Below are 13783 nucleotides of genomic sequence, written 5' to 3' on the forward strand. Positions count from 1 at the left end.
ATAAATGTTATGGAAAAAAGAGTGGCGTTGGTGGATTGTAGTTCTTAGTGCGATTTTCCTTTGCGCATGCTCGATTGATAGCCATTTGTATTTGCAAGAAGCAGCAGTGAAGATAGATGACCCATTTGAAACAGAGACAGAACAGGAATTTTCGGGTCTCATTATCACCTACTTGGCACTTCCACATGGTGAGAGTACGCTTTTGAGAATGCCAGGCGGCAAAACGATGCTGGTTGATACGGGTACGGCAGAAGATTGGCCCGTTCTCTCGGCGCGCTTGGCAGAGCTCAAGATCACACGGCTCGACTATGTAGTGTTGACGAACGACCAGCCTGAGCATATGGGAGGCTACGCTTCATTGAGCCAGCAAGTGCTTATAGATGCCGTCATTTTGCCCAAGCTGATCGCATCAACGATTCGTCATGTCGTGCTGCTTCGCTCCAACCAAAAGCAGATGGAAGCAGAGCAAGGACAAGTACTCACTCTTGACCAAGAAATCTCGATGGAAGTTTTGCTACCGGATGAACCGCTATTTTTATCGCCCCAGAACAATTCTCTCGTTTTTCGATTGACGCACGGACAATTGCGATTTTTATTTATGAGCGCCGTGAATGAAAAAGCAGAAGAGCGACTGTTGGAACGGCAAAAGGATAGACTGAAGGCGGAAGTTCTAAAGGTAGCCGGTCAGGGGAGCAATCAAGGCTCTTCGCAACCGTTTCTGACGCAAGTCGATCCTCAGGTCGCCATTATTCAGACAGGCCGATCGCGGGATCAAATGAAAGACGGTCAGACGGAAGTCATGGAGCGCCTGGGTGAGTCATGGGCCGAGACATACGTTACCAGCCACGACGGTTCCATTACCATTTTATCGAATGGAAAAGAATATCGGATTTTGAAGCAAAAGAATTAGGGGGGAAGACCGAACGTGGCAAAACACGAAAAGATTTCAGAAGCGGTCGTCCGTCGTTTGCCGATTTATCTGCGTTACCTCAGTTATTTGCAGCAAGTTGAGGTGACCACCGTTTCCTCCCAACAGATGGGCAAGAATCTAGATGTGAATCCTGCCCAAATCAGAAAAGATCTTGCAGCTTTTGGTGATTTTGGAAAAAAGGGAATCGGCTATGATGTCGATTATCTGGTAGAAAAAATCCGTGAAATTCTGAAGCTAACGGATGAAATCCGTGTCGCTTTGGTCGGAGCTGGGCATTTGGGCCATGCCATTAGTAACTACAACGCTTATTTGAAAGATAACATGCGGATTGCGGCCATCTTTGACAGTAATCCAGAGAAGCAGGGTAAAAAAGTCGCAGGTATACCGATCCAGCCTTTAGTAGAGCTGGAAGAAACGATCGTAAACAAGCAAATCAAGCTAGCGATTATTACGGTACCGGCACCTGCAGCGCAATCCGTATGTGATCAGTTGACTCAAGCGGGTATCAGGGGGATCTTGAATTTTGCCCCTACGACGATTCGCGCAGGAAAAGATGTTCGCATTCACTATGCGGATGTGACGTCCAACCTGCAAAGCTTGGCCTACTATTTGACGTAAGAATGGAGTGTATACTATGAAAAAGACGATCCTCATTCACGCAACAGTCATTACCGTTAACGATACGAATGAAGTCATTTACGATGGTGCCGTAGCATTCGAAGGCAACAAGATTACGTATGTGGGCCCAACTCCTGAAGACCTGTCGGAAGCGGGATACGATGAAGTCATCGATCAAAAAGGTGATTACATACTGCCTGGCTTAATCAACACGCATGGACATGCTGGTATGTCCCTGCTACGCGGTTATGCAGATGATTTGCCGTTGCAACAATGGCTTGAAGACAAAATGTGGCCATTGGAGGCGCAATTCACGGGCGACACAGTAAAATGGGGTACCCAATTGTCGCTTATCGAGATGATTCGTACCGGAACCACCACGTTTGTGGATATGTATGATCATATGGACGTCGTGGCGAAGGAAGTCGATGCAGCTGGAATGCGTGCTCGCCTTTGCCGCGGTATGATCGGTCTGTGCTCCGAAGAAGAACGTCAAACAAAGCTGAAAGACGCGACTCTATTTGCAAAAGAATGGCATAATCAGGCGGACGGGCGTATTACCGTCATGATGGCACCGCACGCGCCGTACACGTGCTCACCAGAATTTATTACCCAAATTATCGAAAAAGCCGATGAGCTTTCCTTGCCGCTTCATATCCATATGTCTGAAACTGCTTGGGAAGTCGGTCAAAACGAGAAGGACTACGGGCTGCGCCCAGTTGCTCATTTGGAAAAGCTGGGAATGTTCAATCGCCCAACACTCGTTGCGCACGCTGTTCACCTAACGGATGAAGAAATCGACATTTTGGCAAAATACAACGTGAGAGTTTCTCATAACGTAGTGAGCAACCTGAAGCTGGCAAGCGGTGTTGCGCCTGTTCCGAAAATGTTGGCAAAAGGTGTAAGCGTGTCACTGGGTACCGACAGCTCGGCAAGCAACAACAATTTGAATTTGTTTGAGGAATTGAAACTCGCTGCGATCCTGCACAAAGGTGTGAACAACGATCCAGTAGCCGTACCAGCAGAGGAAGCACTTCGCATGGCTACTCGTTATGGCGCAGAAGGGGTATTCCAAGAGGAAACGCTCGGAAGCATTGAAGTAGGCAAGCAAGCTGACTTGATCGTACTGGATAGCCACCAAGCCCATTTCCACCCGGCACACCAACCGATTTCACACGTGGTGTACGCAGCAAATGGACGCGATGTGAAAGATACGATTGTAGCGGGTAAATTCTTGATGCGTAATCATAAGCTGTTGACCATCGATGAGGAGCGCGCGATTTACGAAGCAAACCGCGTATTCCAAACGTTAAAACGGTAAAAGGCTCCTGTCAGGTGGGGGACAGGAGTAAGGCAGTGCAGGTGTAGGTAGGGGAATTGGATACTACGACGTTCCGTTGTTCGTTTTCGCCACAGCTTTTGTCAGGAGATGATGGCGAAAATGAAGAGTGGGTGTGTGCGACCATTGACGCAAGGGAGACGACAATCCTGCCCAGGAGACGCGGTATTCCTGTAACAGAAACCCAAGTATGTCAGGAGATGTGGTTTGTTGCGAAGATGTCACGCGCTCACCTCCTCGGGGTGTATATGTAGTATGACCGCCCGACCTTAAGCTATGATTAGCAACTTTTCCGTGTCGTTCTAAAACCTTCCCGTATAGCATAGGCTAAAGACAAAAATGGGACAGGGGGGACGACATGTACATCCGGCCCAAAATGCTGTGGTGGCTGATTCCTATCCTACTCGGTCTATTTCTGCTTGGGATTGTATTGGGGACAGCAAGTCGATCAGACAATACAGACGGCACAGATACTGCGTCTGCGGTCAGACAAACAGCAGGTACGGAGCAGACGGCCACGACGGTAGCGGAGCTTTTGGAGCAGATCACGAAGGACGAGGAACGCTCATTTCTGGTATACATGCAGGATCAGACCTTGCATGGGCGATATCAAAATGAGCAATTTCAGCTCACAGGAGAAATCGGTGGCCACCAGCTTGAAATAGCCAGAGAAGATGGGCAGCCCGTATCGGTACGAATTGATGGACAGATACAGGATCATGCCGCACTGCCGTATGCGATGTTCACCCCGTATGAGCACGCAGTATTGCTCAAGGGAGTTTTGCAATCGGTTAGTCCTGAACGCGTTGAAGATACTGCCGGGCAAGGCTGGAGTGGATATCGGATAGCGGTACCACCTGAGGAAGTCTCTTCGTTATTATCGATGTGGTTAGGTCCATCCTTCCCTATTCAGGATTTGACTTCGAACGTAACGAACGGAATGAAAGTCAATTACCAACTATGGTACGAATCAACTACGGGGCAGCTTCGCCAACTGGAGCTGGATTTGCAAATACAAACGGCAGTTGGAGTGAAGAGAGACCAGCTTCGATTCCGATTGTAATGTCAGCCACGTAAAGGAGTTACTTTGCTGTGTTAGTACGAATTATCCTATCAATCGTAGCCGTCATTTTACTTACGGGAGCTGGGTTCGCCTACCACCTGACGGCTTCTGTAGCAGGAGAGCGCAATCAATTTGAGGAAACCGTTCGTCAGTGGGTCCAGGATCGCACGACAATCACGGAGATTGAATCCATTGATGAATATCGAGGCAAGGAGAGCTACGCTGTCGTCATTGGGAAAAATAAGGCGGGTACACAGGTTGTAGCCTGGATGACAGATCAGAAAGTTAGCTTCGATCGAATGGATCTAGCTGTTCCCAAAAAGAATGTAGAAGAGGCGGTTTACAAGTCATTCCCACAATCGGAGATCACTCATTTGGTTCCTGGTCTCGAAAACGATAAGAAATTTTGGGAAGTCACTGTTAAAGACAAAGACGGTCGTTTTCACTATATTCACTATGATCTATTCACTGGTGCTCTGTTAACCTCATACGTGCTCGCGCCAACCTAATACGCTTACTTGACGACAGGCCTTTTCCTTATGGGAGAAGGCCTGTTTGGCATTCCATCCAACATCTGTATAAGAAATTGATATACTCGTGTGATATACTGGGGACGTTGCAGAGAGAGAAAACGAGAGCGATATTTATGGGGGGAGTAGCCGTGCAGTTGAAAAAGAGCGCAATTGGATTATCTTTGGTGGCAACCTTGGCACTCCTGTTCGGAGGATGGTTCTTGTATCAAAAGATGGAGATTGAGGAGCCAATCCGTGCAGAAATTGGACAAATGCAGTCCGCAACATTGGGCAACTTGGAGATCAGCAAAGATAAAATTCAAATAGATGTAACTGTTACAAAACCAGACGCGTTTCCAGCAGAATATCGCAATCTGCTAACGGAAACACAAAAGATCGCAGGGGAAAAAGAAGTGATCATTGACATAGACAATCAGTCGACAGCGATGAACGATATATGGCAGAGCGGTCAATTTGTGTTTACAGAAGCAGTGGAGTTGCATGAATATAGCCGCATTCCAGCCCTCGTGGAACAATGGAAAAAAGGGAATCAGCTGGACGAAGCATCTGCATTGATGGATGACGAGAACATTTATGTTTACTTGAAAAAAGGAACGGAGGATTTTTACACTATCATCCCCCGTTCCATTGAAAAAGAGGTGACGGCACGTGCGTAAGGAAGTACTGATCGGCGTCGTACCTGCACTGTTGATTTTTCTTGTTTTTCTAGGTGTAAATATTACGCCATTCTTGGTGTTCGGAGCCGTATTGGGTGCGATTTACTTTCTGGTCATCCGTCAGCAAAATGGACAAGGCGGAAATGTCGCCCTCGGTGGGAAAAGAAAAGCAAACAAGCATGAGCTTCCGAAATCGGACGTGCAGTTTGCTGATATCGGTGGACAGGAACGCGCTAAAAAAGAACTGAAGGAATCGCTTGATTTTCTCGTATACAAGGACAAAATTGAGCAGTACGGGATTCGTCCGATCAAAGGTGTTCTTTTGACAGGTCCTCCTGGTACGGGTAAGACACTGATGGCGAAAGCGGCAGCGAACTATACAAATTCTGCTTTTGTGGCGGCATCAGGTTCGCAATTTGTAGAGATGTACGTGGGTGTCGGTGCACAACGCGTCCGTGAATTGTTTCAAGAAGCGAAGGCATTAGCAGAGAAAAATGGGCAAGACAGCGCGATTATTTTTATCGATGAGATCGATGTCGTCGGTGGGAAAAGGGACGGTCAACAGCAGCGTGAATATGATCAAACCTTGAATCAACTGTTGACGGAGATGGATGGTGTAGCTACGACCGACAAGCCGCGGATTTTAGTCATGGCAGCTACGAACCGGAAAGACATGCTCGACGCAGCGCTATTGCGCCCTGGGCGTTTTGACCGTCATATTAGCGTTGATCTTCCAGACAAGCCTGCACGCGAGCAGATTTTGACGATTCATACGGCCAATAAACCACTTGGCGAAGACGTCACACTGGAAAAAGTGGCACAGGAGACATTCGGTTTTTCTGGCGCACAGCTGGAGAGTGTAGCCAATGAAGCGGCCATTTACGCCATGCGTGATCGTCTGGACAAGATCACTGCGAAGCATTTTGCTTATGCCGTGGACAAGGTCATGCTCGGAGAGAAGGTAGACCGTCAAGCGTCAGAGGAAGAGAAGAAACGTGTTGCTCTCCATGAAATAGGCCATGCCATTGTTAGTGAGATCGTGCGACCAGGCTCTGTCTCGCAGGTCACGCTGAGTCCACGTGGCAAAGCACTAGGATACGTTCGACAAAATCCAATAGAAGACCGCTATCTGTATACCAAGGAAGCGATGGAAAAACAAATCATGGTTAGCCTTGGAGGAGCCGTAGCGGAGGAAATCTACTACGGTGGGCGCAGTACTGGATCGAAGAATGACTTCGAGCAAGCGTTGGGAATGGCACAGGAAATTGTACAAAGCGGTATGTCGGATCTGGGCATTGTACATTTACAATACGTGGAGAAGAGTCGTATTCATGACGAGGTTGAACGTCTGCTTGAAGGATTGCTCGGAGAAACTCGCAATCTTTTGAGACAGTTTGACTCCGTATTCCAAACAGGCTTGTACACATTGATGGAAGCGGAAGTTCTGCAAGGCGATGAATTCAGAACGCTTTTGTCACAAACGAAAGAAGAAGTTGCTGTATAGATGAAGAGAAAGAACCTGCTAGCCAACGGGAGAGTTGGCCAAGCAGGTTTTTTGTGTTTGCTGGAAACTTAGGCCAATAAGGATGAAACAATTTTGTAGACACGGTGCCAAATAGGGAAATGGATGAATATCCTACAAAAGTGATACGGGAATGAAATCAGGAGGCAAGGAGACCCTATGGCCAATGTGAACCGGCGAAAAGCAAACAAAAGTCTGAGCAAAACCTTTAGGCAGACCATGCACGAGTTACCGCTCTCATATACATCATCACCCGATCGGGAGTGGATGGAAGACCTCGAATTAAATCTGCTTGAAAGTAATTTGGAGAGCGATCAGAGAATACCTCCCCTCTCTGCTGCCACACCGAAAGAGCAACAACAACCGATTCCCAAAGTACCCAAGCAGGACCTATCCTCCAAACAGGACTCGTTTACCAGACAGGATTCAACTTCCAGACAGGATTCAACTTCCAGACAGGATTCAACTTCCAGACAGGATTCAACTTCCAGGCAGGATTCAACTTCCAGACAGGTTTCAACTTCCAGACAGGATACAACTTCCAGACAGGTTTCAACTTCCAGACAGGTTTCAACTTCCAAACAGGATACAACTTCCAAACAAGATACATCTTCCAAACAGGATACATCTTCCAAACAAAGCTCAACTGCCAATCCGAACTTTTATTCGAAGGTCATCAAAGACCGAAATGATGATCGTGTCCAATCATTTGTCTATACAGACGACTTGACAGATCAATCGGTGACAACAGAAAAAATTGCGAACCGTGCCATTGACGCGTCCAAGATTAAGCAAGGCGCCGTGGATAATTCGATTTTGAAGGATTATGCCGTGGACAGCAGCAAACTCGCGGACATGAGCGTAACCTCCACCAAACTCGCACCGCATGCGATACTGAGGGATCATCTGGGGCGGGGAATCGTAGACGGTGAGCATTTGCAGGATTATTCGATATCCGCGCAAAAATTGATCAATCATAGCATTACGTCGGAGAAGTTAGCTGATAAAACCATCGACTCCATGAAATTTGCCGACCACTCGATTCAGAGTAAGCATATTCAGGAGCAAGCCATTACGAATGAGTTGATCCAGGATCAATCGATTACCTCGGAAAAAATAAAGATGGGGACCATTCAAACAAGTAACCTAGCAAATTATGTGATCAACACAGTGAAGCTTGAGGATGGAGCAGTCACAGGAGATAAATTACGCGATGGAGTAGTCACTTCGACGAAGATAGACGAGGATGCAATTGAGTCTCAACATATCCGTGAAGGCTCCATTTACCGTCATCACCTCACTGAAGATCTAATAGATGGCAGTAATATTAGCGCTGGCAGCATTACGAATCATCACATCGCATTTCAGGCCATTTATAACCAGCATTTACAGCCAGAAGCGGTGACCAGTGATAAAGTGGGGCCAAATGCGATTTTGACTGAGCATTTGCACAACAACAGTGTCACGACAGAAAAACTCGCCAAAGAATCAATCGGTAGTACACATTTACAAGCTGGCAGTGTCCTATCGAGCCACTTGCAAGACGGTATGCTGACGTCCAAAAAAATTGGGGATCAGCAGGTTACTACTGGCAAAATAGCCGACAAGGCTGTCACTATCGACAAATTGGCGAACAGGAGTGTAGGAGAGAAACACTTACTCGACGAGAGTGTGAGTTCACGACATCTGATTGACGGGTCCATTCGTGCAGAAAAGTTGGCAAGAAGATCTGTAGAAGAACATCATTTGGCTGACAGACTCATTGGGGGCAATCATCTACGCGAATACATCATCCACACGCAACATCTGCATGACCATTTGGTGACCACCTCAAAATTGGCGCCGGAATCTGTTTCCACAGACAAAATTTCAGACCTAAGTATTACGACAAGCAAAATTGGAGATGCCGTCATCACAGCCCCCAAAATAGCCAAAGATGCGATCAAGACACGCCATCTGGGCAGAGCATCCGTCACAGGGGAAAAGATCGCCGAAAAAGCAATATCGTCTACACATCTCAACAGTCATATCATTCAAAATGAACATCTCCAGGGTAACTCCATTTCCAAGGAAAAATTACAGGAAGGCAGTGTCACCCGAGAGAAAATAGCTGACCAGAGCATTGATGCGAGCAAGCTTGATAGCCATTCGATTCATGGTGCTCATGTCATAAAAGGCAGCTTGGATGGAACTCATATTATGGAGGGGACGCTCAAAGGAAATCATCTTGTCACCAGAAGCATAACAGAACAGCATCTGCAAAACCGGATCATTACGCAGGAAAAACTGGCAGAGGACTCCGTGACCGGTTCCAAAATTGCGCCCAAAGCTGTCTCTACGCTTCACATTGAGAATGAGTCGATTACGGCTGAGAAGCTGAGCTTTCCGGTCATTGAAACGCATAATCACGTAGGAGTAACCTTTCAACAATACGGTTTCGTCCCATTCAGACTTTCTGCCACTAGCAAGTCCACAGATGTGACCGTTCGTTTGCCACAGCCATATGCGGATACACATTATTGTATGGTGGCGATGACAAATCAACCGGGGATATATACGTCGCTCAAATACACCAAGAGGACTTCAGCGATCATCACCGTGTTTCGCAATCAAGAGGGTCAAGAAGCGACAGGTGTGATTCACTGGATCGCGATTGGAGAAAAAGGAGTAGGTGTCCCACACGAAATATTGGAATGGTCAACGGAGAGGGAGCAACTGGAGGCAGAAGAAGTCGACGAAGATCAGATCGAGGAAGACCAAGACATGGATGATGAAGACATGGATGATGAAGATACCGATGATGAAGACACGGATCATGAAGACTCGGATGATGAAGACTCGGATGATGAAGACACAGATTATGAAGACTCGGATGATGAAGACTCGGATGATGAAGACACGGATCATGAAGATTCGGATGATGAAGACTCGGACGATGAAGACATGGAAGATGAGGACATGGACGAGGATGACATGGATGACATGGATGAAGATGAAGAAGATGCGGATGAAAGTGATCTCGAGCAAGATTATTATGAAAGTAGTGAAGAATACGATAGCGATATCGAGTATGATAAATAATTCGGTAGGAAACAACAATGGGGCGAGTGGATGATTCAGAAGCGGGGAGGCCGATGTTGAGATCAGGTCTCCCAAATGTACATTAGTTTACATAATTATTTTATGGTTAACATTATACCGGGAGACTTTCATTGAATTTGCAGGCCCCCAATAGTATAATTATCAGGTATACTTAGTCTGTATTTGCGTGGCATGGTAAATGGAGGGAATCATTCAATGTTGACGACGATTGCCCGAATCGGGCAGCATGTTGGACAAGAAGTACGTCTGGGTTGCTGGTTATACAACAAACGCAGCAGCGGCAAGATTCAATTTTTGCAGCTCCGCGACGGCTCCGGCTTCATCCAAGGTGTAGTAGTAAAAGCGGAAGTAGCGGAAGAAGTGTGGGAGAATGCATCGCAGCTCACACAAGAAAGCTCACTTTACATAACCGGTGTAGTTCGTGCGGATGACCGCGCACCAAGCGGTTACGAACTGACAGTAACAGGTGTGGAAATTATTCAGATCGCCCAGGAGTATCCGATTTCCTTGAAGGAACACGGTGTTGACTTCCTCATGGACCATCGCCACCTGTGGCTGCGTTCTCCACGTCAGCGCGCAGTCATGGCTGTGCGTTCCGAAGTGATTCGCGCCATGTATGAGTTCTTCCACGAGAACGGTTTCGTAAAAGTAGACCCACCGATTTTGACACCGACCTCTGCGGAAGGTACCACGAATCTGTTCCATACGAAATATTTTGAGGAAGATGCGTATCTCTCGCAGTCCGGCCAGCTTTATATGGAAGCAGTCGCTATGGCGTTAGGTCGCGTTTACTCTTTCGGTCCAACTTTCCGTGCCGAGAAATCCAAGACACGTCGTCATTTGATCGAGTTCTGGATGATCGAGCCGGAGATGGCTTTCGTGGATCATGAAGAAAATCTGCGTATTCAGGAAGCGTTTGTATCTCATGTGGTACAATCGGTATTGAAAAACTGTGAGCGCGAACTGAAAACGTTGGAGCGCGATACAACAACACTGCAAAATGTAACGGGGTCGTTCCCACGCATCTCTTATGATGATGCGATCAAACTGTTGCAGGAAAAAGGTAGCGAGATCAAATGGGGAGACGACTTCGGGGCACCGGATGAGACGATGATTGCGGACCACTTCGACAAGCCTGTTTTCATCACCCATTATCCTACCGAAATCAAGGCTTTCTACATGAAGCCACACCCTGAACGTCCGGAAGTGGTTCTGTGCGCGGACATGATCGCACCAGAAGGCTACGGTGAAATCATCGGGGGTAGCCAGCGGATTGATGATCCAGAACTCTTGGAGAAACGTTTTGCTGAGCATGAGCTTTCGGAAGAGGCATATCGCTGGTATTTGGATCTGCGCAAATATGGTACAGTTCCTCACTCCGGCTTCGGTTTGGGTCTGGAGCGTACGATTGCATGGATTTGCGGTCTGGATCACGTGCGTGAAACCATTCCATTCCCACGCATGCTGAATCGTCTCTACCCATAGAGAGTTCCTTTATCACTGAACGATCTACACCCTGTTGCGCGAGGGCAGCAGGGTGTTCCTATTGTTTGACAGCGCGTTTTACGCACTCCCTTGTTATTCCAACCCAGAGGTGAATATGCGTTATGGACTCCCATATATTGCAATTGTTGCAAGAAGGAGCAACATCCGTCTCCAACCTTCTTTTGAAAATGTATAAGCGTATGTCATTGACTGATGACGAGATGATGCTATTGATTCATCTATTATCCTTTCAGCAGGAAGGGAATCGATTCCCAACCTTAACAGAGCTGGAGGAACGCATGTCCATGACGAGCAGGAGATTGATTCAATCTCTACAAAAGCTATTAAAAGAAGATTGGATTACGATAGATGAGTTTATCGATCCACAAACTGGTATGCGTCATGAGCAATACAATTTGACCCCCTTGTACAAAAAGCTGTACCAGACCTGGCGGGAGCAGCAAGCAGACCCGAGAAGCATGGAGCCCTTTATGGAAGTGGCCGTTTCTCTGGATGCCGAACCTGTTGCTATTTACGCTCGTTTTGAGCAGGCATTTGGTCGCCCGCTAGCACCGTTTGAATTGGAGAACATCCATATGTGGACCGAACAGGACGGCTATCAGGAAGAATTGATTTTGACCGCTTTGCGTGAGGCTGCAACCGTCGGCAAACTCCACATCCGCTATATCGACAGGATCTTGCTCGAATGGCAAAAGCAACAGATTACAACCGTAGAACAAGCACGTCTTTACAGCTTGAACTTCCGTAGACAAGCAAATATGAGAGACCACGGGCAACCGCTTTGATTTCATCCAAATCAAGCGGTTTTTTCTATGTCACCGTACACGTACCCATTTTCCTTGTCTGTCATAACATATTACGTAGATGCAAGCTTCAGGAGGCGATGACTTGTGGAAAAACGGAAAAAATGGGATCTGTCTCATTGGGTAACACCAGGTGTGTTTTCAGGAAGTTATGTCGTAGATGAGGCAGTTCAACGTATTTCAATCGTAAAAGCCAATGAAAAACAGGAAGAGGAAGTAACAGAAAACGTCCAGGAGTTGGTCGTAAATACAACAGTTGAGCAGACTAAGGAACTGGTCTTGGAGCCTACCTTCGAAATTATTATGAGAGAAGCCGATGAGGCAGTCGTAGAACAGGTTCACAAGCTTGAGCATGAAGTGTTGGAACTGAGAGAGGCGCTGGCTTCGTGGGAAGAAAGATGGGAGAAGCTTGAAGAGAACCATACAAAACAATTGCAGTACTTGTATCAAGTAGTTCTTTCACTGAAAAAGGAGTGGGAGATCGAGCGAAATGAACATCGCAATTATTAGTCCGGGTCCCTTTTCTGTACCACCGGTCAAAGGAAGCTCGGTCGAACACGATATTGACGAGGTCACAAAGATGATCGAGCCAATTCATAACGTGACGATCTACACTCGTCAATGTGCGACCTATCCGACCTCATCCGTGGAAGAAAACCGGCAGTTCATTCGCGTCCCGTATCAAGGGCCAAAGCCTTATTTGCGCCGGATTATTAATCATATCAAGAAGAACAAGCCAGATGTCATCCTCGTGGAAAACAGACCGATCTATGTTCTCACATTAAAACGCCATTTTCCGAAGATCCCGATCTTTGTGAATATGCACTCTCACGTGTATGGATCACAGCCGATCATCAGCAAAGAAAATATGCGGCGCGCCGTTCGACTGGCAACAGGTTTTATTACGAACAGTGAATTTTTACGTCAACATTTTATTCGGACGTGTAAGATTCCTGCAAATAAAATTCATGCGGTTCACCTTGGGGTCGATGTCACGCCTTATCAGGTTGCAAAGATCGCGGTCAAAAAAATGCGTCAAGAACTCGGATTGAAGCCAGATGATCGCGTCTTGTTTTATGCAGGCAGACTCATGCACGGTAAAGGAGTGCACGTGCTGATCAAAGCCTTTCGCCAGGTGAGCAAACAAGACCCGAAAGCCAAACTCGTCATTGTAGGCGGTACGGGATACGGCAGTAATCGCCTGAATCCGTATGTTCGAGAGCTCAAGCGACTTGCGAAGCCTTTGGGTGAAAAGGTGCGTTTCGTCAATTTCGTACCATCCGCAAAAATGCCGCTTTACTATCAAATTGGGGATGTCGTGGCGACACCATCCGTTTGGAAAGAAGCGTTCTGCCGTGTCAATTTAGAGGCGATGGCTTCCGGAAAGCCCGTCATTTCCACTCCACGAGGCGGTATTCGTGAAGTCGTTGCCCACGAGAAAAGTGGCTTTATCATTCCGCCAAAAGATTGGAAAAAAGGATTGCCTGCTGTCTGGGAACTGTTGTGGAGTTCACCTACCGTCCGGAATGAAATGGGCAAACAGGCCCTGCAACGTGCTAAGTTTTTTTCTTGGTACGCGACAGCGCAAGGCTATCTGAACGTGTTTGAAACAGTTGTTCCAACGCGAAGTGAAGAGAAACAACCGCTTTTAAAAACAGGTTAATTCGAACGGAAAGGATGTAGGTGGTTGCCTTTTCTTTCGCTAATGTG

The 13783-nt window shown here is 47.1% G+C and carries 13 protein-coding genes; 12 read left to right on the top strand and 1 reads right to left on the bottom strand.

Annotation, left to right across the window (positions count from 1 at the left end; translation table 11 throughout):
• Positions 1–4: 4 nt before the first annotated feature.
• The 3 genes from ACFVS2_RS02340 to ACFVS2_RS02350 are packed head-to-tail and all read left to right on the top strand — an operon-like array spanning position 5 to position 2870.
• Positions 5–910, top strand: coding sequence for a ComEC/Rec2 family competence protein (locus tag ACFVS2_RS02340; RefSeq protein ID WP_390230438.1), 906 nt, complete (start codon positions 5–7; stop codon positions 908–910).
• 15 nt (positions 911–925) lie between these two features.
• Positions 926–1549, top strand: coding sequence for a redox-sensing transcriptional repressor Rex (locus tag ACFVS2_RS02345; RefSeq protein WP_173617899.1), 624 nt, complete (start codon positions 926–928; stop codon positions 1547–1549).
• A gap of 16 nt (positions 1550–1565) precedes the next feature.
• Entirely contained in the window at positions 1566–2870 is a 1305-nt protein-coding gene (locus ACFVS2_RS02350) for an amidohydrolase (RefSeq protein ID WP_007723137.1), read from the top strand.
• A 63-nt stretch (positions 2871–2933) separates the two neighbouring features.
• Here ACFVS2_RS02350 and ACFVS2_RS02355 read toward each other — a convergent pair whose 3' ends face one another.
• Positions 2934–3113, bottom strand: coding sequence for a hypothetical protein (locus ACFVS2_RS02355; protein ID WP_173617898.1), 180 nt, complete (start codon positions 3111–3113; stop codon positions 2934–2936).
• Between the two features lie 133 nt (positions 3114–3246).
• On the opposite strand from ACFVS2_RS02355, the gene ACFVS2_RS02360 reads away from it, so the two are divergent.
• From ACFVS2_RS02360 to ACFVS2_RS02400, 9 genes are all read left to right on the top strand, one after another.
• Complete coding sequence (locus ACFVS2_RS02360) at positions 3247–3951, top strand: hypothetical protein (RefSeq protein WP_390230443.1); 705 nt, start codon at positions 3247–3249, stop codon at positions 3949–3951.
• A gap of 29 nt (positions 3952–3980) precedes the next feature.
• Positions 3981–4460 (top strand): cell wall elongation regulator TseB-like domain-containing protein, encoded by a 480-nt coding sequence (locus tag ACFVS2_RS02365; RefSeq protein ID WP_007723133.1) that lies wholly within the window; start codon positions 3981–3983, stop codon positions 4458–4460.
• Positions 4461–4612: 152 nt separating this feature from the next.
• Positions 4613–5140, top strand: a complete 528-nt coding sequence (locus tag ACFVS2_RS02370) for a hypothetical protein (protein WP_173617896.1) — start codon at positions 4613–4615, stop codon at positions 5138–5140.
• Positions 5133–6644 (top strand): AAA family ATPase, encoded by a 1512-nt coding sequence (locus tag ACFVS2_RS02375; RefSeq protein WP_390230447.1) that lies wholly within the window; start codon positions 5133–5135, stop codon positions 6642–6644. The genes ACFVS2_RS02370 and ACFVS2_RS02375 overlap by 8 nt, the downstream gene beginning before the upstream one ends.
• Before the next feature lie 177 nt (positions 6645–6821).
• On the top strand, positions 6822–9743 hold the full coding sequence (locus tag ACFVS2_RS02380; RefSeq protein WP_390230450.1) for a WIAG-tail domain: 2922 nt from the start codon (positions 6822–6824) through the stop codon (positions 9741–9743).
• 216 nt (positions 9744–9959) lie between these two features.
• Complete coding sequence (asnS, locus tag ACFVS2_RS02385; RefSeq protein ID WP_390230453.1) at positions 9960–11249, top strand: asparagine--tRNA ligase; 1290 nt, start codon at positions 9960–9962, stop codon at positions 11247–11249.
• Positions 11250–11371: 122 nt separating this feature from the next.
• The gene (locus tag ACFVS2_RS02390) at positions 11372–12055 is read left to right on the top strand and encodes a DnaD domain-containing protein (protein ID WP_007723121.1); all 684 of its coding nucleotides are present in this window, start codon (positions 11372–11374) and stop codon (positions 12053–12055) included.
• A 105-nt stretch (positions 12056–12160) separates the two neighbouring features.
• Positions 12161–12583, top strand: a complete 423-nt coding sequence (locus ACFVS2_RS02395; protein WP_173617893.1) for a hypothetical protein — start codon at positions 12161–12163, stop codon at positions 12581–12583.
• On the top strand, positions 12564–13736 hold the full coding sequence (locus tag ACFVS2_RS02400; RefSeq protein ID WP_390230458.1) for a glycosyltransferase family 4 protein: 1173 nt from the start codon (positions 12564–12566) through the stop codon (positions 13734–13736). Before ACFVS2_RS02395 ends, ACFVS2_RS02400 begins: the two co-directional genes overlap by 20 nt.
• Positions 13737–13783: the final 47 nt, after the last annotated feature.

It is taken from the genome of Brevibacillus sp. NPDC058079, from assembly GCF_042885155.1.
In the GTDB taxonomy this organism is placed as follows: domain Bacteria; phylum Bacillota; class Bacilli; order Brevibacillales; family Brevibacillaceae; genus Brevibacillus.

What these genes read in the sequence shown, in the direction of transcription:
- ACFVS2_RS02390 (WP_007723121.1), top strand. Translation starts at nt 11,372, where the DNA reads ATGGACTCCCATATATTGCAATTGTTGCAAGAAGGAGCAACATCCGTC.
- ACFVS2_RS02380 (WP_390230450.1), top strand. Translation starts at nt 6,822, where the DNA reads ATGGCCAATGTGAACCGGCGAAAAGCAAACAAAAGTCTGAGCAAAACC.
- asnS (WP_390230453.1), top strand. Translation starts at nt 9,960, where the DNA reads ATGTTGACGACGATTGCCCGAATCGGGCAGCATGTTGGACAAGAAGTA.
- ACFVS2_RS02340 (WP_390230438.1), top strand. Translation starts at nt 5, where the DNA reads ATGTTATGGAAAAAAGAGTGGCGTTGGTGGATTGTAGTTCTTAGTGCG.
- ACFVS2_RS02350 (WP_007723137.1), top strand. Translation starts at nt 1,566, where the DNA reads ATGAAAAAGACGATCCTCATTCACGCAACAGTCATTACCGTTAACGAT.
- ACFVS2_RS02360 (WP_390230443.1), top strand. Translation starts at nt 3,247, where the DNA reads ATGTACATCCGGCCCAAAATGCTGTGGTGGCTGATTCCTATCCTACTC.
- ACFVS2_RS02400 (WP_390230458.1), top strand. Translation starts at nt 12,564, where the DNA reads ATGAACATCGCAATTATTAGTCCGGGTCCCTTTTCTGTACCACCGGTC.